Raw genomic sequence first — 22,366 nt, 5'->3', positions numbered from 1 at the left:
CAGGAGCTGTAGTGAAGGACGCCTTCGGCATCCCCCAGTCCCTTCTCGTCCTCGGCGGCACGTCCGAGATCGCGCTCGCCACCGCGCGCCGTCTGGTCGCCCGCCGCACCCGCACGGTGTGGCTGGCCGGCCGCCCCTCCCCCGCCCTGGACGGTGCGGCCGAGCAGCTGCGCGGCCTCGGCGCCGAGGTGCGCACCGTCGCCTTCGACGCGCTCGATCCCGAGTCCCACGAGGCGGTGCTCGGCAAGGTCTTCGCCGAGGGCGACGTCGATCTGGTGCTGCTCGCCTTCGGCATCCTGGGCGACCAGGCCCACGACGAGCGCGAGCCGCTGAACGCCGTGCGGGTGGCGCAGACCAACTACACCGGCGCGGTCTCGGCCGGGCTGGTCAGCGCCCGCGCCCTCCAGGCCCAGGGCCACGGCTCCCTGGTGGTGCTCTCCTCCGTGGCCGGCGAGCGGGCCCGCCGCGCCAACTTCATCTACGGCTCCAGCAAGGCCGGCCTGGACGCCTTCGCCCAGGGCCTCGGCGACGCGCTGTACGGCACGGGCGTGCACGTCATGGTCGTGCGCCCCGGGTTCGTACGGTCGCGGATGACCGCGGGGATGGACGAGGCGCCGCTGGCCACGACGCCCGAGGCGGTCGCCACGGCGATCGAGCTGGGGCTGCGGCGGCGCTCGGAGACGGTGTGGGTGCCCGGCGCGCTGCGGGTGGTGATGTCGGCGCTGCGGCACCTGCCACGGGCCGTGTTCCGGCGGCTGCCGGTCTGAGCGGGGCTATCTGGCGGGCAGGGAGCCGCTCTCCACGCGTCCCGTCTGCGGCGGCACCGTGGCGCTGCCGAAGGGGAACTCCCGCAGCTTGCGCCACACCCCGTCGGCGCCCTGCTCGTAGAGCGCGAACCCGGTGCAGGGCCACTGGGCCTCGTAGTCGGACAGCTCCTCGTAGGCGCGGTCCATCGCCGCCTCCTCGATGCCGTGCGCGACGGTGACGTGCGGGTGGTACGGGAACTGCAGTTCCCGGGGGACCGGCCCGGAGGCGTCCCGGACGCGCTTCTGCAGCCAGGAGCAGGCCGCGGCGCCCTCGACCACCTGGACGTAGACCACCGGCGACAGCGGGCGGAAGGTCCCGGTCCCGGACAGCCGCATCGGGAAGGGCCGGCCGCGCGCCGCGACCTCCGCGAGGTGGACCTCGATCGCGGGCAGCACGGCGCCGTCGACCTCGGTCGGCGGCAGCAGGGTGACGTGCGTGGGGATACCGTGAGCAGCGGCGTCGCCGAAGCCCGCGCGCAGCTGCTGGAGCTCGCTGCCGTAAGGCTCCGGGACCGCGATCGACACGCCGATCGTTACGGTCCCCACGTCGTCTCCTGTCGTTCCGTGTCGCTCGTTGTGTGTCGCGGTGCAGGACACCCGGCTATCGACTGTAAGGCCACGGCCGTGCCCTGGGCAGGCGCAACCGGAGTGATGTGCAGCGCTACGACGGCGTACCGGGGCGCACGGGTGTCCGGGGATCAGTACTGAGGTGCGAGGCCGCGCTCAGTGCTTGGCGGGCAGGAAGCCCACCATGTCGTACGTCCGGGCGAGGGTCTCCGCGGCGACGGCACGTGCCTTCTCCGCGCCCTTGGCCAGGATCGAGTCGAGCGTCTCCGGGTCGTCCAGGTACTGCTGGGTGCGCTCCCGGAAGGGGGTCACGAACTCGACCATGACCTCGGCGAGGTCCGTCTTGAGCGCGCCGTAGCCCTTGCCGGCGTACTTCTCCTCCAGCTCGGCGACGCCCGCACCGGTGAGCACCGAGTAGATGGAGAGCAGGTTGCTGACGCCCGGCTTGTCCACCGGGTCGAAGCGGATCACGGTGTCCGTGTCGGTGACGGCGCTCTTGACCTTCTTCGCGGTCGCCTTCGGCTCGTCCAGGAGGTTGATCAGGCCCTTCGGCGTCGACGCCGACTTGCTCATCTTGATCGACGGGTCCTGGAGGTCGAAGATCTTCGCCGTCTCCTTGAGGATGTACGCGGAGGGGACGGTGAAGGCCTCGCCGAAGCGGCCGTTGAAGCGCTCGGCCAGGTCGCGGGTCAGCTCGATGTGCTGGCGCTGGTCCTCGCCGACCGGGACCTCGTTGGCCTGGTAGAGCAGGATGTCCGCGACCTGGAGGACCGGGTACGTGAACAGGCCGACGGTGGCGCGGTCGGCGCCCTGCTTGGCGGACTTGTCCTTGAACTGGGTCATGCGGCCGGCCTCGCCGAAACCGGTGAGGCAGTTCATGACCCAGGCGAGCTGGGCGTGCTCGGGCACGTGGCTCTGGACGAAGAGCGTGCAGCGGTCCGGGTCCAGCCCGGCGGCCAGCAGCTGCGCGGCGGCGAGCCGGGTGTTGGCGCGCAGCTCCTTCGGATCCTGCGGAACCGTGATCGCGTGCAGGTCGACGACCATGTAGAACGCGTCGTGGGTCTCCTGCAGGGCCACCCACTGGCGGACGGCACCGAGGTAGTTGCCGAGGTGGAACGAGCCTGCGGTGGGCTGGATTCCGGAGAGCACACGAGGTCGGTCATTCGCCATGCCCACCATTCTCTCAGAGAGCTCGGGGGGTTCTGTGCGTGGGGAACCGCGGACCGTGGGTGGCCGGTCGCGCGGTTCCCCGCGCCCCTGGCCGGCTCAGCCGAGGTCGATCTCCGGGTACAGGGGGAAGCCCTGGACCAGGTCCGTGGCGCGCTGGGCGATCTCCCGGGCCACCTTCTCGTCCAGGACGTGGGCGGCCTTGGACGGGGCGCCCGACTTGGTGGTGCCCGCCTCGGTGGTGGTGAGGACGCGGTCGATGAGGCCGGCCACCTCGTCCATCTCCGCCGTGCCCAGACCGCGCGTGGTCAGTGCCGGGGTGCCGATGCGGATGCCGGAGGTGTACCAGGCGCCGTTCGGGTCGGCCGGGATCGCGTTGCGGTTGGTGACGATGCCGGAGTCGAGGAGGGCGGCCTCGGCCTGGCGGCCGGTGAGGCCGTAGGAGGACGCCACGTCGATCAGGTTCAGGTGGTTGTCGGTGCCGCCGGTGACCAGGGTGGCGCCGCGCTTCATCAGGCCCTCGGCGAGGGCGCGGGCGTTGTCGACGATGCGCTGGGCGTAGTCCTGGAACGCGGGTTGCCGGGCCTCGGCGAGGGCGACGGCCTTGGCGGCCATGACGTGCGGGAGCGGACCGCCGAGGACCATCGGGCAGCCGCGGTCGACCTGGTCCTTGAGGGAGTCGTCGCACAGGACCATGCCGCCGCGCGGGCCGCGCAGCGACTTGTGGGTGGTCGTCGTCACGATCTGGGCGTGCGGGACCGGGTCGAAGTCGCCGGTGAGGACCTTGCCCGCGACGAGGCCGGCGAAGTGGGCCATGTCGACCATGAGGGTCGCGCCGACCTCGTCGGCGATCTCGCGCATGATCCGGAAGTTCACCAGCCGGGGGTACGCGGAGTAGCCCGCGACGATGATCAGCGGCTTGAACTCGCGGGCCGAGGCGCGCAGGGCCTCGTAGTCGATGAGGCCGGTCGCCGGGTCGGTGCCGTAGGAGCGCTGGTCGAACATCTTGCCGGAGATGTTCGGGCGGAAGCCGTGGGTGAGGTGGCCGCCGGCGTCCAGGGACATGCCGAGCATCCGCTGGTTGCCGAAGGCGCTCCGCAGCTCGGCCCAGTCGGCGTCGGTCAGGTCGTTGACCTGGCGGGCGCCGGCCTTCTCCAGGAAGGGCACCTCGACGCGGGCGCCGAGGACGGCCCAGAAGGCGACGAGGTTGGCGTCGATGCCGGAGTGCGGCTGGACGTAGGCGTGCCGGGCGCCGAAGAGCTCGCGGGCGTGCTCGGCGGCCAGCGACTCGACGGTGTCGACGTTGCGGCAGCCGGCGTAGAAGCGGCGGCCGACGGTGCCCTCGGCGTACTTGTCGCTGAACCAGTTGCCCATGGTCAGGAGCGTGGCCGGGGAGGCGTAGTTCTCGGAGGCGATCAGCTTGAGCATCTCGCGCTGGTCGGCGACCTCCTGGCCGATCGCGTCGGCCACGCGCGGCTCGACCGCGCGGATGACGTCGAGGGCGGCGCGGTAGGCGGTGGACTCGGGGGTGAGCGACTGCTCGGCGGACATGGGGACCTCCGGACGTTGCGTTCAGCGTTCACGGTACGGACGGCCCAGGCGCACGGCACTTGTTCTTCGCGGGCCGCTCCCCGATGGTTGGTCCCATCCCAGCGCGCCAGTCACGGCCCGAGGCCAGGCTACCGGAAGGCCTCCGCCGGTCGCCGTCCGTGGCGGACCGCGGCTGCGTCGCGGCCGGCCGCGCGGTTCCCCGCCGCTCCCCTGCGGGGCGGGTCAGAGGATCACGTGCGGCAGGAAGCGGGCGTACTCGTCCGTGACCAGGCCGCTCGACTCCCTGATGCCCAGGCCGGCCGCCTCGTTCTCCACCACCCACGCGCCGAGCACGACGTGGTTGCCGTCGAAGTCCGGGAGGGGGGCCAGCTGCTGGTAGCAGCAGGCCTCCGTGCGCGGGGGCGCCTGCGTGCCGGGGCGGTGGATCGTGACGCCGGCCCCCTCCCGGCCCAGCAGGGGCTTGGCCACGTGACCCGTGGTGCGGGCCAGGTCCCTCGGGCCGTCCAGGTAGGCGGGGAGGAGGTTGGGGTGGCCGGGGTGGAGCTCCCAGAGGACGGCCAGCAGCGCCTTGTTGCTGAGCAGCATCTTCCAGGCGGGCTCGATCCACAGGGTGGTGCCGGTGCCGCCGCCGTTGTCGAGGGTGTCCAGGACGTGGTCGGCGAAGCGGTCGGTGGTGAGCCACTCCCAGGGGTAGAGCTTGAAGACGCTGCGGATGAAGCGCAGCCTGGTGTCGACGAAGCGGCCGGAGAGGCGGTCCCAGCCGATCTCCTCCATGGAGATCCACTCGGTCTCCAGGCCCGCCTGCTCGGCGGTCTCCTTGAGGTAGGCGACCGTCATCAGGTCCTCGCCCAGCTCGTCGGCCTCGGAGTGCGCGAAGTACAGCGGGCTGCCCGGCGGCAGGAGCGAGGCCTGCTTCTTCCAGGCGTCGACGAGCCGCTCGTGGAGGGAGTTCCACTGGTCGGCACCGGGGAACCGCTCCTCCATCCAGAACCACTGGGGCGAGGCGGCCTCGACGAGGGAGGTCGGGGTGTCGGCGTTGTACTCCAGCAGCTTGGCGGGCCCGGTGCCGTCGTAGCGCAGGTCGAACCGGGCGTACACCGAGGGGAGTTCGGCGCGGCGGTGCCAGGCCTCGGTGACCGCCCGGACCACGCGCGGGTCGGTGATGCCGAGGTCGGCGAAGCGGTCGGTGGTGACGATGTGCTCGGCCGCCGCCAGGCACATGCGGTGGAGTTCCTCGACGACCTCCTCCAGCGCCTCGACCTCCTGGAGGGAGAAGACGTAGTACGCGCTCTCGTCCCAGTAGGGGCGCAGGGAGTCGTCGGGGTGGCGGGTCAGGGGGTAGACGCACCCCTGCTCCTCCACGGTCCGCTGCCAGTCGGGGCGGGGCGTGGTGGTGCGGCGTTCCATGACGCTCAGCCGCCGCCGCTGCCGGAGGAGCAGCCGAAGCCGCCCCGGTCGACGGCCTCGTCGCGGCTGAAGGTGCCCTCGGCGGCCCAGCCGCCGCTGACGTCGGCGTCGTAGTACCAGTCGGCGTCCGACGCCTTCGACGATCCGGACCCCTTCTTGCCGCCCTTGCCGTACGCACCGCCGGACGAGCCCGGCCTGCAGTTCTTGTCGGCGACGACCTTGTAGCCGTTGATCCAGTCGTAGCTGTCGCGGTCCACGCACCGGCGGTCGGGGTCCGAACCGCACGCGCTCAGGGCCGCCGCGAGCACTCCCATGCCGCCGAGCACCACCGTGCTCGACCGCAGCCGTCGCCGGGTCTCCGCCATGTCCGTCTCTCCCCCGTGCTCCGCGTCCAGGTACCACCGTCGGGCCGGCCGCGTGCACGGCCGCCGCCCGCCGGGGACTCTACGACAGCGCCCGGCACAGCGCGTCCAGAGCCCCCGTCCAGGCGTGGTCGGGCGGGGTGCCGTAGCCGACCACGAGGGCGTCCAACGGGGGGACGGCCGCCTCGGGGTGCCGGAACATGGACATGCCCTGGACCGCGAGCCCGTGCCAGGCGGCGGCCCGGACGAACTGCTGCTCGGTACCCGGCGGCAGCCGGAGGACGGCGTGCATTCCGGCGGCGATGCCGGTGACGCGCACCTCGGGGGCGCGCTCGGCGAGGGCGGCGACCAGGGCGTCGCGGCGGCGCCGGTAGCGCAGCCGGGCGGCCCGCACGTGCCGGTCGTAGTCCCCGGAGCCGATGAACTCCGCGAGGGTCAGCTGGTCGAGGACGCCCGGGATGCGGCCGGCCATGGCGTCCATGGCCTCCTCGACGAGCGACCCGGGCAGCACCAGCCAGCCCAGGCGCAGGGCGGGGGCCAGGGACTTGCTGGCGGTGCCCAGGTAGACGACGCGGTCGGGGTCCAGGCCCTGGAGGGCTCCGACGGGCTGGCGGTCGTAGCGGAGCTCGCCGTCGTAGTCGTCCTCCAGGACCAGGCCGCCGGTGCCGCGGGCCCAGTCGATCAGTGCCGTCCGCCGCTCCGGGAGCAGCGGCAGGCCCAGCGGGAACTGGTGGGAGGGCGTCAGCAGGACGGCCTGGGCGGCGATCGGGTCGTCCGGGAGGCGGGTGCCGCGGTCGTCGAAGGGCAGCGGTGGCATGTCGAGGCCCGTGCGCCGGATCAGCCGGCGGTGGTGGGGCAGGCCGTAGGACTCGACCGCGAGGGAGCGCGCTCCCCGGCGGTGCAGCAGGTCGGTGAGGACACCGAGCCCGCCGAGGAAGCCGGAGCAGACGACGATCCGGTCGGGGTCGGCGTGCACGCCCCGGGCGCGGGAGAGGTAACCGGCGAGCGCGGTGCGCAGTTCGACGTGGCCGCGGGGGTCGCCGTAGCCGAGGGCCCGGTCGGGGGCGGCGGTCAGGGCGCGGCGGGCCGCCCGCAACCACCGGGTGCGGGGGAAGGAGGCGAGTTCGGGGGTGCCGGGGACGAGGTCGTAGGCGGGCGGTGCCGGCTCCCGCCGGTGCGGTGCCGGGCGGGACGGGGCGGGGCGGCGGCGGCCGGGCGTGGCGGGGGTCCGCTCGGCGACCCGGGTGCCGGAACCCTGGCGGGCGGTGAGCCAGCCCTCGGCGACCAGGTCGGCGTAGACCTCGGCCACGGTGTTGCGTGCCACGCCCAGGTCGCCGGCGAGCGAGCGGGAGGAGGGCAGCCGGGTGCCGGGAGCCAGCCGGCCGCCGCGGACGGCCTCGCGCAGGGCGTCGGTGAGGCCGCGGCGCAGCCCGGGTCTTCCGGAGCGGTCCAGGTGCAGGTCGACGCCGAAAGTGGCCCACGGTTTCCCCATGGGAATGGACCATACTCCTGGGCTGCCTCGCTTCTAGTCTCGAGGCATGACGACGAACACGACGAACCCGACGGACACGGCCACCGCCGCCCCCGACTCCTTCGCCGCCGAGCAGGCCCCCCGGCTGGAGTGGGCCAAGCACGCCCCCGAGGTCTGGAAGGCGATGCTGGGGCTGGAGAAGGCCGCGGGCCAGGGGCTGGACCCCAAGCTCAAGGAACTGGTGAAGATCCGCGCCTCCCAGCTCAACCACTGCGCGTTCTGCCTCGACATGCACGCCAAGGACGCCCTGGCGGCCGGTGAGAGCGTGGAGCGGATCGTGCAGCTCGCCGCCTGGGAGGAGTCGCGGCACTTCTACACGGAGCGGGAGCTCGCCGCGATCGAGCTGACCGAGGCGGTCACCGTGCTGACGGACGGCTTCGTGCCGGACGAGGTGTACGAGAGGGCCGCGAAGTTCTTCGACGAGACGGAGATGGCCCACCTGATCGCCGCGATCACGGTGATCAACGCCTGGAACAGGTTCGGCGTGACCTGCCGGCTGACGCCGGGGCACTACACGCCGGGCCAGCACGGGTGACGGGCCCTACGACGGACACGAAGAGCGGGGCGGACCGTTTCCGGGCCCTGCACCACGGCCGGGTACCGGGCGACCCCCTCGTCCTGCCCGGCCCGTGGGACGCGGCGAGCGCCCGGGTCTTCGCGGACGCGGGGTTCCCGGCGCTCGCCACGCCCAGCGCGGGCGTGGCCGCGTCCCTGGGGTACGCGGACGGGGCGACCCCGGCCGAGGAGATGTTCGCGGCCGTCGCGCGGATCGCGCGGGCCGTGGACGTGCCCGTGTCGGCGGACGTCGAGGACGGGTACGGGCTGGCTCCCGAGGAGCTGGTGGAACGGCTGCTGGAGGCGGGGGCGGTGGGCTGCAACCTGGAGGACTCCGCGGACGGGGTGCTCAAGGACCCGCGCGAGCACGCGGAGTGGCTGGGCGAGGTACGGGCGGCGGCCGGGGACCGGCTCTTCCTCAACGCCCGGATCGACACGTTCGTCCGGGGCGTCGACGATCCGGACGCGGCGATCGGGCGGGCCGCGCTGTACGTCGCGGCGGGCGCCGACTGCGTCTATCCGATCGACGCCCCCGTCGGGGTACTGCCGGTGCTGCGGTCCGGGATCCAGGGGCCGGTGAACGTGCACGCGCTGCCCGGGGAGGGCCCCTCGCCCGCGCAGCTCGGCGGACTCGGGGCCACCCGGGTCACGTTCGGGCCCGGCCTCCAGCGGCGCGCGCAGGGCGCGCTGCGGGAGATCGCGGCGGACCTGGTGGACTGAGCGTCAGGGCAGCCACTTCCTCCAGACGGACTCGTGGCTGCCCACCCACTTCTTCGCCGCCTCGTCGGGCCGCATCTTCTGCTCGGCGATCATGAGGGACACCTCGTTCTGGTCCTCGGTCGTCCACCTGAACCTCTTCAGGAACTCCGCCGCCTCGCCGCCGTCCTCGGCGAAGCCGGCGTTGAGGTACTTCTGCAGCGGGGTGACCGGGTAGGCGCAGTCGACCTTCGCCGGGTCGGCGTCGCAACCCTCCTTGTACGGCGGCAGCTTCACCTCCGTCATCGGCACCTTCTCGAACAGCCACTGGGGGGTGTACCAGTAGGTCAGGAAGGGCTTCTTCTCCTTGGCGAACTGCTCGATCTGGGTGATCTGGGCGGCCTCGGAGCCGGCGAAGACGACCTGGTAGTCCAGGTTCAGGTTGTCCACCAGGGCCTTGTCGTTGGTGACGTAGGACGGGGAGCCGTCCATCAGCTGGCCCTTGCCGCCGCTCTCCGCGGTGCGCAGCAGTTCGGCGTACTTGTTCAGGTTCTTCCAGTCCGTGACGTCCGGGTGCTTCTTCGCGAAGTACGTCGGGACGAACCAGCCGATGTGCCCGGTGACGCCGAGGTCGCCGCCGGCGGTGATGGTCCCCTTGTCCCGGACGTAGCGCTGCTCCTGCTCGGGGTGGCCCCAGTCCTCCAGGATGGCGTCGACCCGGCCCTGGCTGAGCGCGTCCCAGGCGGGGACCTCGTCGACCTGGACGGTGTCGACGCGGTAGCCGAGCTCGTGCTCCAGCAGGTACTGGGCGACGGCCACGTTGGCCTGGGCGCCGACCCAGGACTGCACGGACAGGGTGACGGTCCTGGCGCCCTGGGCGTTCGCGAACGGGGACGCCTGCTCGGTCATGTCGGCGGCGCCGCAGCCGGTGGCCAGGACCAGCACGGCGACGGCGGCCGTGATCCGCTTGCGCGACATCTCAGGCTCCCTTCTTCGTACGTCGTTCGGACGGCTGGGTGACCCGGTCGAGCATGAGGCCGAGGCAGACGATCGCCGCGCCGGCCACCAGGCCGGTCGCCAGGTCGCCCTGGGCCAGGCCGAAGACGACCTGGTAGCCGAGCGCCCCACCGCCGACCAGGCCGCCGATGATGACGACGGCCAGGACCAGGACGACGCCCTGGTTGACGGCGAGCAGCAGCGACCGGCGGGCCAGCGGGAGCTGCACCTGGCGCAGTTGCTGTCCGCTGGTGGCGCCGAGCGAACGGGCCGACTCCAGGGCCGCCGGGTCGACCTGGCGCAGTCCCTGGGCGGTGATGCGGACGACGGCCGGCAGGGCGTAGACGACCGCGGCGGCCACGGCGGGCGCGCGTCCGACGCCGAAGAGGGCGACGACCGGGATCAGGTAGACGAACTGCGGCATGGTCTGGAAGACGTCCAGCACGGGCCGCAGCAGCCGTTCGAAGCGGTCGCTGCGGGCGGCGGCGATGCCGGTGGCGAAGCCGATGACCAGGGTCACGGCGACGGCCGCCAGCACCTGGGAGAGCGTGTCCAGGGACGGGTTCCACACGCCGAGCACGCCGATCGCGGCCATGGCGAGGACGGCGGTGAGCGCGGTGCGCCAGGTGCCGATCAGCCAGGCCAGGGCGGCGACGGCCAGGAGGACGGACCACCAGGGCAGCCACTGGAGGCCGTCCCGGAGCGGGTTGAGGACCCAGCTGGTGAAGTGCGCGGCCCAGTCGGCGGTGCCACCGACGACGGGGACGCCGGAGTACAGGTGGGCGGTCATCCAGTCGACGGCCCGGTTGACGGGCTCGGCGATGTCCGCCTCCCAGGCCTCGGGCCAGTCCAGGAACCCGGCGAGCCGTCCGGCGACCGCGACGGCCGCGGCGGCGACGAGGAGGTACAGCCAGGTCAGCGGGGAGGTCTCGGACTCCCCGAGCCGCTCCCCCGCCGCGCCGGTCACCCGGTCGAGGACGACGGCGAGCAGCACGATCGGGATGCCGGCCGCGAGGGCCGCGCCGACGTCGACCGAGGCCAGCGCCTGGTAGACGCGGTCGCCGAGGCCGCCGGCGCCGATGACGGAGGCGATGACGGCCATGGACAGCGCCATCATGATCGTCTGGTTGACGCCGAGGAGGAGCTCCTTGCGGGCCAGCGGGATGCGGGCGGTCAGCAGCCGCTGGCGGGCGGTGGTGCCGAGGGACTCGACGGCTTCGAGGACCTCCTTGTCGGCACCGCGCAGGCCGAGCGAGGTGAGCCGGGCCATGGGCGGGGCGGCGTAGACGACGGTGGCCAGGACGGCGGCGGGTACGCCGATGCCGAAGACCAGGACGACGGGCAGGAGGTAGGCGAAGGCGGGCAGCACCTGCATGGTGTCGAGCACCGGGCGCAGTACGCGGTCCATGCGGTCGGAGAGGCCGGCGGCGAGTCCCAGCAGGGCCCCCACGGCGACCGACGCGAGGACGGCGACGACCATCAGGGCCAGGGTCTGCATGGTCGGCACCCACATGCCGAGCAGGCCGCAGGCCAGGAACGCGGCGGCCGTGCTTAGCGCCAGCCGCACGCCGGCCGCGCGCCAGGCGACCAGGGCGCCGATCGCGGTGACCCCGGCCCAGCCGACGGCGAGGAGGGCGAGGTACACGGCGCGTACGGCGAGGACGACGACGTTGCTGACGTGGCCGAAGAAGTAGAGGAACAGCGGGTGGCTGTCGCGGTTGTCGATGATCCAGTCGCTGGCCCTGCCGAGCGGTCCGGACACGTCGACGGTGAGGGCGTCCGGCCAGGTCGCGCCGCCCCACCGGGAGACGGCCAGGGGGACGAGGACGGCGGCGGCGACCGCGAGGACCAGCAGCTTGCGGGCGGCCGGCCGGCGCAGGACGCCGGGGCGCGCGGGGCGGGCGGCGGGGGCGGTGACCGTGGCCATCAGACCGCCTCCTTGCGCTGATCCGCCTCCTCGGCGAGTTCCGGGCCCGGGGCATCAGCCTCCCCGGGCTGGTCCGTGCCGGCCACGACGCCGAGCAGCGCGTCCGCGTCGACCACGCCGAGGCAGCGTCCTGCGTCCATCACGCGGGCCGGGGAGCCGGCCCGGGCGACGGCCTCGATGGCCTCCGACACGGTGGCGTCGGGCCGCAGCGCCGGACCGCTGCCGGCCTCGTCGGCGGAGGCGGCGGGGCGCATGGCCGTCCGGACGGTGAGCACCTGCTCGCGCGGGACGTCGCGGACGAACGCGCGGACGTAGTCGTCGGCGGGTGAGCCGACGATCTCCTCGGGGGTGCCGAGCTGCACGACGCGGCCGTCGCGCATCAGGGCGATGCGGTCGCCCAGCTTGAGCGCTTCCTGGAGGTCGTGCGTGATGAAGACCATCGTGCGGCCCTCCTCGCGGTGCAGCCGGACGACCTCCTCCTGCATGTCCCGCCGGATCAACGGGTCGAGCGCGCTGAACGGCTCGTCGAAGAGCAGCACCTCGGGGTCGACGGCGAGGGCGCGGGCCAGTCCGACGCGCTGGCGCTGACCGCCGGAGAGCTGGCCGGGGCGGCGGTGCTCCAGGCCCTCCAGGCCGACCTTGGCGACGACGGCGGCGGCGCGTTCGCGGCGCTCGGCGCGGCCCATGCCCTGGACCTCCAGGCCGTAGGCCACGTTGTCGAGGACGGTGCGGTGCGGGAGCAGGCCGAAGTGCTGGAAGACCATCGCGGCGCGGTGCCGGCGCAGTTCGCGCAGCCGGGACCGGTCCATGGCGCGGACGTCCTCGCCGTCGATGGCGATGCCGCCGGCGGTCGGCTCGATCAGCCGGGTCAGACAGCGCACGAGCGTGGACTTGCCGGAGCCGGACAGGCCCATGACGACGAAGACCTCGCCCTTGCGCACGTCGAAGGAGACGTCCGCCACGGCGGCCGTGCAGCCGGTGCGGGAACGCAGCTCGGCCGGGCTCAGGGCGGCGAGCTCCGGGTCGGCGGGGACGCGGGCGGCCTTGGGGCCGAAGACCTTCCACAGGCCGTCGACGGCGAAGACCGGGGGACGCTCGGCGGCGGTGTCGTTGACGGTCGTGGTCATCGGTTGTCACCACCGATCAGCTCGACGGCGCGCTCCCCGACCATGAGCACGCCGATCATGGGGTTCACGGCGGGCATGGTCGGGAAGACGGAGGCGTCGGCGACGCGCAGGCCCGTCAGGCCGCGCACGCGCAGCTCGGGGTCGACGACGGCCAGCTCGTCGGTGGCGGCGCCCATCCGGCAGGTGCCCGCCGGGTGGTAGACGGTGTGGGCGACCTTGCGGGCGTACTCGCTCAGCTCCTCGTCGCCGGTGACGTCCGGGCCGGGGCAGACCTCGCGCTTGAGCCAGCCGGCCAGCGGCTCGGACCTGGCGACCTCACGGGCGATGCGGATGCCGTCGACGAGGGTGCGGCCGTCGTGGTCGTCCTCGTCGGTGAAGTAACGGAAGTCCAGGGCCGGCTTGACCTCGGGGTCGGCGCTGGTGAGGTACAGGCGGCCGCGGCTCTTGGGCTTCGGGATGTTCGGGGTCATGGAGACGCCGTGCGCGGGGCGTTCGTAGCCGAGGCGCTCCGGGTTGTCCGTGAACGGGATCTGGTAGAAGTGGAACATCAGGTCGGGGCCCGCGTGTTCGGGGTCGCGGCGCACGAACAGGCCGGCGTCGGAGTCCATCGCGGAGTTCTCCGGGATGGGGCCGTGGGTCTCCCACACGATCACCGACTCGGGGTGGTCGAGCAGGTTCTCGCCGACGCCGGGCAGGTCGAGCGCCACGGGTATGCCGAGCGCCTCCAGGTCGGCCTTCGGGCCGATGCCGGAGTGCAGCAGCAGGCGCGGCGAGTCGACGGCGCCGGCGCACAGCACGACCTCGTTGCGGGCCCGGACGAGGAGCTCCTCGCCGTCCTTGGTGCGGACGTGGACGCCTTCGGCGCGGGTGCCGTCCAGCTCCAGCCGGTACGCCCAGGTCTCCAGCATGAGGGTGAGGTTGTGACGCTCGTCCATCACCGGGTGCAGGTACGCCACCGAGGCCGACGACCGCTTGTTGTTCTCGGGGTGGTAGGCGAGGTCGAAGAAGCCGACGCCCTCGGTGAACGGCTTCTTGTTGAAGCCCTCGATCCTGGGGACCTCCAGCGCCTTCTGCGCCGCGTCCACGAAGTCGCGGGCGATGGCGTTGCGGTCCTTCTCGTCGACCGGGACGATGTTGTTCTTCAGCCGCGCGTAGTACGCCTCCATCGGCACCGCGCCCCAGCCCTCGGCGCCCGCGGCCTCCCACTCGTCCCAGTCGGACGGCAGCGGCTTGAAGGCGATGAGGGTGTTGTGGGAGGAGCAGCCGCCGAGCACCCGGGCCCGGCTGTGCCGGATGTGCGAGTTGCCGCGTGGCTGTTCGGTGGTGGGGTAGTCGTAGTCCAGCTCGCCCCCGAGCAGCCCCATCCAGCGGCGCAGGGTCAGCACGTCGTCGCGGCCGACGTCGCTGGGGCCGCCCTCGATGACGGCGACGGTGACGTCCGGGTTCTCGGTGAGGCGGGAGGCGATCACCGATCCCGCCGTGCCGCCGCCGATGACGACGTAGTCGTAGACGTGGGTGGTCTCTGGCATGGAGGTACTCCAGTGGGGCGAGCGGATGGTGCGGGGACGTGGTGCGGCCGGGCGGGTCCGGTCAGCCGGCGAACCAGCGGACGGGCTCGGGTGCGAGGTTCTGGTAGACGTGCTTGCTCTCGCGGTACTCGGCGAGGCCCGCGGGGCCGAGTTCGCGGCCGACTCCGCTCTTGCCGAAGCCGCCCCACTCGGCCTGCGGCAGGTAGGGGTGGAAGTCGTTGATCCAGACGGTGCCGTGACGCAGCCGGCCGGCGACCCGGCGGGCCCGTCCCGCGTCGGCGGTCCAGACGGCACCGGCCAGACCGTACTCGGTGTCGTTGGCGAGGGCCACCGCCTCGTCCTCGGTGCGGAAGGTCTCGACGGTGAGGACCGGTCCGAAGACCTCCTCCCGTACGACCTTCATCTCCCGGTGGCAGCGGTCGAGGACGGTCGGCTCGTAGAAGTAGCCGCTCTCCGGCCGCTGGGGGGACGGCTCGGGGCGCTTGCCGCCGCAGCGCAGCTCGGCGCCCTCGGCCAGCGCGGAGGCGACGTGGTTCTCGGTCTTGGCGCGCTGCTGCTCGGAGACGAGCGGGCCGCACTCGACGCCTTCCTCGGTGCCGCGGCCGAGGCGGATCCTCTCGGCGCGGCGGGCGAGTTCGGCGACGAAGCGTTCGCGGACCGACTCCTCGATGATCAGGCGGCCGCCCGCCGAGCAGACCTGCCCGCTGTGGATGAAGGCGGCGTTGAGGGCCTGGTCGACGGCGGTGTCGAAGCCCTCCTCGGTGTCGCAGGCGTCGGCGAAGACGACGTTGGGGTTCTTGCCGCCGAGTTCGAGGGCGACCTTCTTGATGGTGACGGCGGCGGCCTGGGCGACCTTGGTGCCGCTGATCAGGCCGCCGGTGAAGGAGACCAGGTCGACGTCGGGGTGCTCGGCGAGCCGGGCGCCGACCGTGTGGCCGGGGCCGGTGACGATGTTCGCGACGCCGGTGGGGAGGCCGGCCTCGACCAGCAGGTCGATCAGGGCGACGGTGGTGAGCGGGGTGATCTCACTGGGCTTGATCACGAAGGTGTTGCCGGCGGCGAGCGCCGGGGCGATCTTCCAGCTGGCCTGGAGCAGGGGGTAGTTCCAGGGCGTGATCATCGCGCAGACGCCGACCGGTTCGTGCACGACGACGCTGTGGATGTCGGGCGAGCCCGCGTCCACGACCCGGCCGGGGGCCTCGCCGGCGACCAGGTCCGCGAAGTAGCGGAAGGCGTCGGCGACGCAGTCGATGTCGACCCGCCCCTCCTCCACGGTCTTGCCCGCGTCGCGGCTCTCCAGCAGGCCGAGCTTCTCGCGGTCGCGCACGAGGAGGTCGGCCACACGGCGCAGCAGGGCGGCGCGGCCGGCGACCGGGGTGTGCGGCCACTCCCCCTCGTCGAAGGCGCGCCGGGCGGCGGCCACGGCGAGGTCGGTGTCCTGCTCGTCACCCTCCGCGACCACGGCGAAGGGCAGGCCGTCCGCGGGGTCGACGATCTCGCGGGTGCCGCCCGAGACGGCCGCCCGCCACCGTCCGCCGGCGTGGATCGTCTCGCGCGCCTGAAGTTCCGTACTGTCCGCCATGATCGATGAATGCCTTCCGTTCCTGTTCAGCGCCCGTGAGTCACACGCGTGTCGTCCACGGGACCGGGAGCACATGCCCTTGTGCTCCGCATGCATGCGGATCCCGGTCCGGAAGTGTGCCGAGTCACGGAACAAGCGGACGGAACGGAAGGAATCACCCACGTCGCGAGGGAGGGGTGGCATGTTGCCGGTTACTGGTCTCCGGTCGCCGGCGCGCAGGTGGTGGACGGCGGGCAGAAGTGGCCGAGCGCCGTCCGCAGGAGCTCGCGCTCGTCCTCCCGGCCGTCCGCGTCGGCTCCGTAGGCGGCGATCGCGTACACCTCGCCGTCGGCGGCCAGGAAACGCTCGTCCACGACGTGCCAGGGCCCGATGTCGGGCTCCCCCTTGATGGAGTCGACGAGGTACTCCAGCCGGGAGCCGGTGAAGTCGCCGTCGTCCAGCGTCTCCAGGGAGAGCTGCCGGAAGCCGTCCGCCTTGGGGGTGGCGTCGGAGAGGAACAGCTCGAAGGACGCGTCGGGCGAGGCCTCCGCCACCTGGTAGACCTGCAATCGCAGCCCGCCGTCGGAGCTGCGGTAGTTGACCACGCCCATGCCGTACTCCGAGGGCAGCTCCTCGCGCACCCAGCCCTCGGGCCGGGCGATGGTGAAGCCCTCCTCGTCGGCGTGCACCTCGTAGCCGTCGGGCGGCTCGGTGACCGCTTCCGACGCCTCGTCCGGGGGCGCGGGCGCCCCGGTCTCCCCGGTCTCCCCGGTCCGCAGGGCCGAGGGCGTGGAGGCCGGGGAATCCGCGGACGCGCTCGCCGGCCCCGTCCCCCGGCCGCCGCGGTCGTCCGTGCCGTCGTCCCCCGGGACCACCAGGGTCAGGACGAGGGCCACCACGGCCCCGGCCGCGGCGGCTCCGCCCAGCACGGACCACACCAGCCGGCGGCTGGGCCCGCCGGTGCCGGCGGGGGCGGCCGGGGCCGACGGGTGCCCGGGCGGCGGCGAGTCCGGGTACGGCAGCTCGGGCGTGGACCAGGGACCGGGGGCGGGCGGCGACACCGGCACCGGCACCGAGACGCCGGGTGGGCCGCCGGGGTCCGGGGCCCGGGGAGGCGGGGGTGTCCGAGGCGGTCGGGGTGCCTGGGGCGCTTGGGGTGCCTGGGACGTTCGGGGCGGTGCTTCCGGTACGGAGCCCGGCCTGGGCGGTGGGGGCGGGGTGGCCGGCGTCGCGCCGTCCGCCGTGTCCTCCCAGCGCTGGGCGGACTCGTTCCAGTACCGCTGCTGTCCCCCGCTCATCGGTTCACATCCCCAGCAGCCCGGCCACCGTCCCGAAGGACGCGAACAGCGACAGGGCGGTCTGCGTGTCCTCGAGCAGGGTCCGCAGCCGCTGGAGGCGGCCCTCGGGGGCCGTGCCGGTGCGGGTGATCTCCTCCTCGGTGTCCGCGAGGGCCGTGTCGAGCTCGGCGGTCTGCTCGGTCCGCCGGATGCGGGCCAGGTCGGCGCGCAGCTCCCGCACCGCCCGCAGCAGCTCCTCGGCGGCCTGGTCGCGCGACGCCGCGGTGCCGTAGTTGCCCGTCACGTTCGCGTTGTCGCCGACGGCGAACGTGGCCCCCTGCGCGTTGCCGATGTGCACGTTCGGCTCATGTGCTGCCATGGTTTCCGGATCCCTTCTGCGGCGCGGGGCCGCCCGACTTGGACGAGACGTGGGCCTTGTCGCCGACGGCGAAGGTCGCCCCTTCGGCGTTGCCGATGTAGGTGCTGCCGTTGCTGAGGTTCACGATCTTCTGCACGAACTCACCGGTCTCGTAGCCGGCGTCGGCCAGGGCCAGCCGCACCCCGTGCCCCACCCGGTCCTGGATGCTCCGGAGGTAGCGGCTGACGTCCATCTCCTGGAAGGTCGACCCGGTCGGCGTCGAGGCCAGCTCCCGTACGGAGACGGCGGGGCCAGCGGGGAGCGCGCCGGTGTGGCCGCCGGTCAGCAGCCGCCAGCCGTACACCGCGCCGCGGCCGAGGGTGACCAGGGAGCGGCCCACGGAACCGGGCACCAGGACGATGGCGCCGGCCGCCTTGCCCAGCACGTTGTTGTTGCGGAACCGGTGGGAGGCGCGGTCGGCGTCCTTGAAGTCCGCGCGCACCGGCGTCAGCACGTGCGGGGCGATCTCCAGCATGAGCATCCGGCCCTGCGTGTGCAGGCGTACGAAGACCGTGACGACCAGCTCCTCCTCCCAGCCCCCGACCCGGATCCGCAGGAAGTGCCGCCGCTTCTCGGCGCCCTCCTCGACGGCGCTCGTCCGGTGCTGCTCGAACTGCTCCCAGTCGTAGGGGGCCTGCGCGCGGTCGAGCAGGCCCTCCACCGGGAGGAACACGCACTCGTCGATCTCCAGCCGGCGCAACCGGTCGCGCACCTGGGCGCCCGCGTACTCGGAGGGCAGGCGCAGCTGTTCGATCAGGGGCCGGACGCGGTCCAGGATCACGCGGTTGCTGAGCGGCTGCTGCTTCCTCTCGTCGTCCGGCTTCAGCTCGACGGCCAGGACCCAGGTGTCGTACGCCGCTCCCGCCCCGCAGAACGGGTGCTTCTCGTTGTACATGATCAGCGGCGCGTGCTGCTCCAGCCGGATGCGCCCCATCAGCCGCTGGAACCGTCCGCCCTCGGCCTTCTCCGCCGGGTCCCCGGCCGCGTCCGGGAAGCGTCCCGGGGACAGCTCGGCGGCGAGCGCGCGGGCGAACTGGTTGCGCTGCGCGGCCACACAGAGCCCGATGAGCACCAGGACGGCGATCCCGAACCAGGCCTGCCACACCTCGATCAGGCCCGTGCCGTCGCCGAGGGACGGGGTCACCACGTCGGTGACCTCCCGCCAGTCGGTGCCGCCCGAGTCGTAGAGGCCGTACGACGAGGAGCCGTACGAGGAGTCGTCGTCCTCGCCGCCGCCGAACGCGAAGGCGACCAGCGCGAACAGGAAGAACGCGAACTGCAGTCGGCCCCACCAGCGCGCCACGAAGGCCGCGAGCCGCCGGTACAGGGGCGGCCGCTCGGCGCGGCCCTTGAGCCAGGGGGCGAGGGCGAGCAGCACGCTGGGCCACACGAAGAAGGCGAGCAGCCAGCCGCTGAGCGGCAGGCCCACCACCCACAGGCCGATGACGGCCGCGGACCACAGCAGCTCCTGCCGGCGGGCCCGCAGGGCGTGGGCGAGGACCCGGGCGGCGTCGAAGCCGAGCGACGGCGCCACGATCCGCTGCTCGTCGAGGTACAGCTCCTCGATGACGCGGTCCCGGTAGGCGGGGTCGAGATAGGCGCCCGCACACAGCAGCCGGGTGGCCTCGCTGGCGTACGGCGGAACGGGCGGGGGTTCCGGCGGTGTCCCCGCGTTGCCCTGCTGTGGTTGCTGCGGCACGTAGGCGGTGCTCACGCCGATCCCCCGATGCGCGTGAAGTCCGTCGACGACGGACGATGTGACGGGGCATCAGCATAGGGGAGGCGAGGGGCCCGCGAGACCGGAACGTCAACAGGGCGCCGAGGGGGAACGCACCGGTCCCCGGACCGCCGTGGCGGTGCCGGGGACCGGTGCGAGCGCCGGGCCGGACACGCGGTCCGGCGGCGGCGTGGGTGGGTCAGATGAGGCCGAGACCGCGGACCGCGTCGCGCTCCTCCGACAGCTCCTTGACGGAGGCGTCGATGCGGGCGCGGGAGAAGTCGTTGATCTCCAGGCCCTGGACGATCTCGTACTTGCCGTCCTTGCAGGTGACCGGGAAGGAGGAGATGAGGCCCTCCGGGACGCCGTAGGAGCCGTCCGACGGGATGCCCATGGAGGCCCAGTCGCCGTCGGCGGTGCCGTTGACCCAGGTGTGGACGTGGTCGATGGCGGCGTTGGCGGCGGAGGCGGCCGACGAGGCGCCGCGGGCCTCGATGATGGCGGCGCCGCGCTTGGCGACGGTCGGGATGAAGTCCTCGGCCAGCCACTTCTCGTCGTCGACGACCTCGGCGGCGTTCTTGCCGGCGATGGTGGCGTTGAAGATGTCCGGGTACTGGGTGGCGGAGTGGTTGCCCCAGATGGTCAGGCGCTTGATGTCGGTGACCGACGAGCCCGTCTTCTTCGCGAGCTGGGTCAGCGCGCGGTTGTGGTCCAGGCGCGTCATCGCGGTGAAGCGCTCGGCCGGTACGTCCGGGGCGGCGGCCTGGGCGATCAGGGCGTTGGTGTTGGCCGGGTTGCCGACCACGAGCACCTTGATGTCGTCCGCGGCGTGGTCGTTGATGGCCTTGCCCTGCGGCTTGAAGATGCCGCCGTTGGCCTCCAGGAGGTCACCGCGCTCCATGCCCTTGCTGCGCGGGCGGGCGCCCACGAGGAGGGCGACGTTGGCACCGTCGAAGGCGACGTTCGGGTCGTCGGTGATCTCGATGCCCTGGAGCAGCGGGAACGCGCAGTCGTCCAGCTCCATCGCGGTGCCCGCGGCGGCGTTGAGCGCCGGGGTGATCTCCAGGAGGCGGAGCTTGACCGGCACGTCCGCGCCGAGCAGCTGGCCGGAGGCGATGCGGAAGAGCAGGGCGTAACCGATCTGGCCGGCCGCGCCGGTGACGGTGACGTTCACGGGAGTGCGGGTCATGGCGTTCTCCGTATGACAGCTGGCGGTGGGGCGTCCCTGCCCCGGGCGTTTGATCGATCTCTTGGTATCAAGAGATCCATGCAGCCGTCAGGCTATCGCGCCCGCGGTGCCCGGGACGTCCGGGCCGGTGTGGCCCGGCCCACAGGTCGTCTCCGGGTCCTCCGGGTGCCCTGGATACGGGGTGGGCCGCCCGGGTGTCCCTGATACGGGGTGGGCCGCCCGGGTGTCCCGGCGAGGTGCGGGCCGGGACATGAATGAGGCGGCCGCCTGTCCGGGAGAGGAGGGGCGAAGGCGACCGCCGTTCGGGGGTGCCGTTGCCGGACTCCCGTGGGGGTACTTCTCGCGTGCCCGACATGACGCGAGCCATGCCTGCCGGGGGCGGATTTTATTTTCCGGGCCGTCCGGGGCACCGCGCACCCACCGCGGGAGGGGGCCGGGCTGCCGTGCGGCTACCGGCCCGCGCCGCGGCCCCACCGAGGGCACGGCCCGCAGGAGGCCTGCCCGCGGTGTGCGGCCGCACGCTCACCGGCTGCCGGTCACGCTCCGGCGGTCACTCCGTGCAGCCCTTCCGGCCCGACGCCAGCGTCACGCACGCCTCGGCGTCGGCCGGGGACTTCACCGCCACCATCGGCGTGTACGCGACGGTGTCGCCGGTCCCGGTGACCGTGCCCGTCTGGGCGTTCCTGCCGTCCGCGCTCACCTGGACCTCGTCGCCCTGGGCGGCCTGGGTGACACGGGCCCACGCGGTGCCGCAGGCCTTGCTGTAGCGGACCTCGACGGCGGCCGTGCCGACGGTGGCGGTCGCGGCGGTGGTCACCAGGTCGCCGCCGCAGCCCATGATCTCCGGGTCCTTGCCGGTGCAGGCGTCGCCGCTGCACTTCACGCCCGGCGGCAGCGCGGGGTCGGAGCTCACGGTCGGCGACGGGGAGGACTCGGCGCCCTCGTTCTTCTTGTCGCCGCCGTCGCCCAGCAGGAAGAAGGCGCCCGCGATCACGACCAGCACGCCGACGACACCCGCGACGAACGTCATCATCCGCTTGCTGCCGCCCCCGGCGGACCCGTTCCGCGAGCGGGAGCCGCCGCGCGGGGGCTCGCCGTGCGCTCCCGAAGGCCCCCGGTGGCCCGGTGCGGGGGTGACCGGCGGGGCCGCGGGTCCCGCCGCTTCGCGGGTGCCCGCCGGGTGCCCGGGCCGCGCCGTGCGGTCACCGGTCGGCGCCGGCCCCCGGTACCCGGCCATGTTCCACGAGTTGCCGTCGGTCGTGCCGCCGGAGGACGGGAGGGAGGAGGAGCTCGGCGCACCGCCGCCCCGTGCCGTGCCGACGGCGGAGTCGGGGCTGTCGGCGGCCGTCGGCTGCACGGGGACCGCCGGCGGCAGGGTGGGCGCGACACCGGCCGGCCCGGCGATCCCGGGCGTGGCCGTCGCTCCCCCGCCGTGGCGGCCGGAGCGGCTTCCCCGGCCGCTCCTGCCGCCGGTGCCCGACGCGGCCGCGGGCGTGCCCAGCTCGCCGAGCGCGGCCCGCGCCTGCGAGATCCGGATGGCCTCCATGGTCATGTCGTGGCGCATCTCCGAGCGGCTCCAGGCACGCTCCGCCAGCTCCCACATGGTGGTCAGGTGGACGGGATTGGTGCCCGTCACCTCGGCCAGGGCCACGATGGCGCCCTTCGGCGCCAGCAGCCGGCCGTTCAGATAGCGCTCCCAGGACGTCTTGCTGTAACCCGTGGCGTCGGCCACCGACGCGATGCTGAGCTCGCTGCGGTCCACGAGCCGGCGCAACTGACTGGTGAACTCTTTGATCTGCGGATCGAGTTCATCCGGCAAGGCCTTCCAACGAGGCATTGCTTCCCCCCTCTTCCCCCCGGTGACGTGCTGTTCGTTCCCCGTTGTCCTCGCGCGCGGCGTCCCGCGCGGAGTCCTCGTTCTGGCTACCCACAGGGATGCGCCCGGTCAGGATCTCAGTTCCCGGGGTGGGGGCGCACAGGAGC

19 protein-coding genes and 1 riboswitch are annotated in these 22,366 nt (G+C 73.2%); of the genes, 3 read left to right on the top strand and 16 right to left on the bottom strand.

What is annotated here, in order from left to right:
- Positions 1–11: 11 nt before the first annotated feature.
- Positions 12–767 carry a decaprenylphospho-beta-D-erythro-pentofuranosid-2-ulose 2-reductase gene (gene dprE2 / locus SAM23877_RS22090; RefSeq protein WP_053135957.1) on the top strand — a complete coding sequence of 252 codons (756 nt, stop codon included), beginning with the start codon at positions 12–14 and terminating at the stop codon, positions 765–767.
- Positions 768–773: 6 nt separating this feature from the next.
- Here dprE2 and SAM23877_RS22085 read toward each other — a convergent pair whose 3' ends face one another.
- From SAM23877_RS22085 to pdxR, 6 genes are all read right to left on the bottom strand, one after another.
- Positions 774–1,352 (bottom strand): 2'-5' RNA ligase family protein, encoded by a 579-nt coding sequence (locus tag SAM23877_RS22085; protein ID WP_053135953.1) that lies wholly within the window; start codon positions 1,350–1,352, stop codon positions 774–776.
- A gap of 177 nt (positions 1,353–1,529) precedes the next feature.
- Positions 1,530–2,543 (bottom strand): tryptophan--tRNA ligase, encoded by a 1,014-nt coding sequence (gene trpS / locus SAM23877_RS22080; RefSeq protein ID WP_053142744.1) that lies wholly within the window; start codon positions 2,541–2,543, stop codon positions 1,530–1,532.
- Positions 2,544–2,639: 96 nt separating this feature from the next.
- Positions 2,640–4,091, bottom strand: coding sequence for a glycine hydroxymethyltransferase (locus SAM23877_RS22075; RefSeq protein ID WP_053135950.1), 1,452 nt, complete (start codon positions 4,089–4,091; stop codon positions 2,640–2,642).
- A 35-nt stretch (positions 4,092–4,126) separates the two neighbouring features.
- Positions 4,127–4,215, bottom strand: a riboswitch (ZMP/ZTP riboswitch).
- Between the two features lie 98 nt (positions 4,216–4,313).
- Entirely contained in the window at positions 4,314–5,498 is a 1,185-nt protein-coding gene (locus tag SAM23877_RS22070) for a glutathionylspermidine synthase family protein (RefSeq protein ID WP_053135947.1), read from the bottom strand.
- A 5-nt stretch (positions 5,499–5,503) separates the two neighbouring features.
- The gene (locus SAM23877_RS22065; protein ID WP_053135943.1) at positions 5,504–5,863 is read right to left on the bottom strand and encodes a hypothetical protein; all 360 of its coding nucleotides are present in this window, start codon (positions 5,861–5,863) and stop codon (positions 5,504–5,506) included.
- 79 nt (positions 5,864–5,942) lie between these two features.
- Positions 5,943–7,352, bottom strand: coding sequence for a MocR-like pyridoxine biosynthesis transcription factor PdxR (pdxR, locus tag SAM23877_RS22060; RefSeq protein ID WP_053135940.1), 1,410 nt, complete (start codon positions 7,350–7,352; stop codon positions 5,943–5,945).
- A 46-nt stretch (positions 7,353–7,398) separates the two neighbouring features.
- On the opposite strand from pdxR, the gene SAM23877_RS22055 reads away from it, so the two are divergent.
- Positions 7,399–7,926: a carboxymuconolactone decarboxylase family protein gene (locus tag SAM23877_RS22055; protein WP_053135937.1), complete on the top strand. Its 528-nt coding sequence runs from the start codon at positions 7,399–7,401 to the stop codon at positions 7,924–7,926.
- Positions 7,923–8,666, top strand: a complete 744-nt coding sequence (locus SAM23877_RS22050; protein WP_053135935.1) for an isocitrate lyase/PEP mutase family protein — start codon at positions 7,923–7,925, stop codon at positions 8,664–8,666. The genes SAM23877_RS22055 and SAM23877_RS22050 overlap by 4 nt, the downstream gene beginning before the upstream one ends.
- A 3-nt stretch (positions 8,667–8,669) precedes the next feature.
- Here the strand turns inward: SAM23877_RS22050 and SAM23877_RS22045 are convergent, their stop codons facing one another.
- The 10 genes from SAM23877_RS22045 to SAM23877_RS22000 all read right to left on the bottom strand — a co-directional run bounded on the left by SAM23877_RS22045 (position 8,670) and on the right by SAM23877_RS22000 (position 22,220).
- Positions 8,670–9,620, bottom strand: coding sequence for an ABC transporter substrate-binding protein (locus tag SAM23877_RS22045; RefSeq protein WP_053135932.1), 951 nt, complete (start codon positions 9,618–9,620; stop codon positions 8,670–8,672).
- A 1-nt stretch (position 9,621) separates the two neighbouring features.
- The gene (locus SAM23877_RS22040; RefSeq protein ID WP_053135929.1) at positions 9,622–11,565 is read right to left on the bottom strand and encodes an ABC transporter permease; all 1,944 of its coding nucleotides are present in this window, start codon (positions 11,563–11,565) and stop codon (positions 9,622–9,624) included.
- Complete coding sequence (locus tag SAM23877_RS22035; protein WP_053135926.1) at positions 11,565–12,692, bottom strand: quaternary amine ABC transporter ATP-binding protein; 1,128 nt, start codon at positions 12,690–12,692, stop codon at positions 11,565–11,567. Before SAM23877_RS22035 ends, SAM23877_RS22040 begins: the two co-directional genes overlap by 1 nt.
- A complete protein-coding gene (locus tag SAM23877_RS22030; protein ID WP_053135923.1) occupies positions 12,689–14,221 on the bottom strand; it encodes a GMC family oxidoreductase in 1,533 nt (510 codons plus the stop codon). Before SAM23877_RS22030 ends, SAM23877_RS22035 begins: the two co-directional genes overlap by 4 nt.
- Positions 14,222–14,282: 61 nt before the next feature.
- Complete coding sequence (locus SAM23877_RS22025; protein ID WP_053135921.1) at positions 14,283–15,803, bottom strand: aldehyde dehydrogenase family protein; 1,521 nt, start codon at positions 15,801–15,803, stop codon at positions 14,283–14,285.
- Positions 15,804–15,994: 191 nt separating this feature from the next.
- On the bottom strand, positions 15,995–16,843 hold the full coding sequence (locus tag SAM23877_RS39170; RefSeq protein ID WP_244902989.1) for a hypothetical protein: 849 nt from the start codon (positions 16,841–16,843) through the stop codon (positions 15,995–15,997).
- A 241-nt stretch (positions 16,844–17,084) separates the two neighbouring features.
- Positions 17,085–17,438 carry a hypothetical protein gene (locus SAM23877_RS22015; protein ID WP_053135918.1) on the bottom strand — a complete coding sequence of 118 codons (354 nt, stop codon included), beginning with the start codon at positions 17,436–17,438 and terminating at the stop codon, positions 17,085–17,087.
- Positions 17,425–19,191 (bottom strand): hypothetical protein, encoded by a 1,767-nt coding sequence (locus tag SAM23877_RS22010; protein WP_053135914.1) that lies wholly within the window; start codon positions 19,189–19,191, stop codon positions 17,425–17,427. Before SAM23877_RS22010 ends, SAM23877_RS22015 begins: the two co-directional genes overlap by 14 nt.
- A gap of 202 nt (positions 19,192–19,393) precedes the next feature.
- A complete protein-coding gene (locus SAM23877_RS22005; protein WP_053135911.1) occupies positions 19,394–20,383 on the bottom strand; it encodes a malate dehydrogenase in 990 nt (329 codons plus the stop codon).
- 550 nt (positions 20,384–20,933) lie between these two features.
- Positions 20,934–22,220 carry an XRE family transcriptional regulator gene (locus tag SAM23877_RS22000; protein WP_053135908.1) on the bottom strand — a complete coding sequence of 429 codons (1,287 nt, stop codon included), beginning with the start codon at positions 22,218–22,220 and terminating at the stop codon, positions 20,934–20,936.
- Positions 22,221–22,366: the final 146 nt, after the last annotated feature.

The organism is Streptomyces ambofaciens ATCC 23877 (genome assembly GCF_001267885.1).
In the GTDB taxonomy this organism is placed as follows: Bacteria; Actinomycetota; Actinomycetes; order Streptomycetales; family Streptomycetaceae; genus Streptomyces; species Streptomyces ambofaciens.
The sequence above is the reverse complement of the archived record's forward strand: the minus strand, read 5'-3'. Positions and strand labels throughout refer to the sequence as shown.

Coding starts and splice junctions, on each gene's coding strand:
- SAM23877_RS22075 (WP_053135950.1), bottom strand. CDS start 4,091: ATGTCCGCCGAGCAGTCGCTCACCCCCGAGTCCACCGCCTACCGCGCC.
- SAM23877_RS22025 (WP_053135921.1), bottom strand. CDS start 15,803: ATGGCGGACAGTACGGAACTTCAGGCGCGCGAGACGATCCACGCCGGC.
- SAM23877_RS22000 (WP_053135908.1), bottom strand. CDS start 22,220: ATGCCTCGTTGGAAGGCCTTGCCGGATGAACTCGATCCGCAGATCAAA.
- trpS (WP_053142744.1), bottom strand. CDS start 2,543: ATGGCGAATGACCGACCTCGTGTGCTCTCCGGAATCCAGCCCACCGCA.
- SAM23877_RS22035 (WP_053135926.1), bottom strand. CDS start 12,692: ATGACCACGACCGTCAACGACACCGCCGCCGAGCGTCCCCCGGTCTTC.
- SAM23877_RS22040 (WP_053135929.1), bottom strand. CDS start 11,565: ATGGCCACGGTCACCGCCCCCGCCGCCCGCCCCGCGCGCCCCGGCGTC.
- SAM23877_RS22030 (WP_053135923.1), bottom strand. CDS start 14,221: ATGCCAGAGACCACCCACGTCTACGACTACGTCGTCATCGGCGGCGGC.
- SAM23877_RS22070 (WP_053135947.1), bottom strand. CDS start 5,498: ATGGAACGCCGCACCACCACGCCCCGCCCCGACTGGCAGCGGACCGTG.
- pdxR (WP_053135940.1), bottom strand. CDS start 7,352: ATGGGGAAACCGTGGGCCACTTTCGGCGTCGACCTGCACCTGGACCGC.
- SAM23877_RS22045 (WP_053135932.1), bottom strand. CDS start 9,620: ATGTCGCGCAAGCGGATCACGGCCGCCGTCGCCGTGCTGGTCCTGGCC.
- SAM23877_RS22005 (WP_053135911.1), bottom strand. CDS start 20,383: ATGACCCGCACTCCCGTGAACGTCACCGTCACCGGCGCGGCCGGCCAG.
- SAM23877_RS22015 (WP_053135918.1), bottom strand. CDS start 17,438: ATGGCAGCACATGAGCCGAACGTGCACATCGGCAACGCGCAGGGGGCC.
- SAM23877_RS22065 (WP_053135943.1), bottom strand. CDS start 5,863: ATGGCGGAGACCCGGCGACGGCTGCGGTCGAGCACGGTGGTGCTCGGC.
- SAM23877_RS22055 (WP_053135937.1), top strand. CDS start 7,399: ATGACGACGAACACGACGAACCCGACGGACACGGCCACCGCCGCCCCC.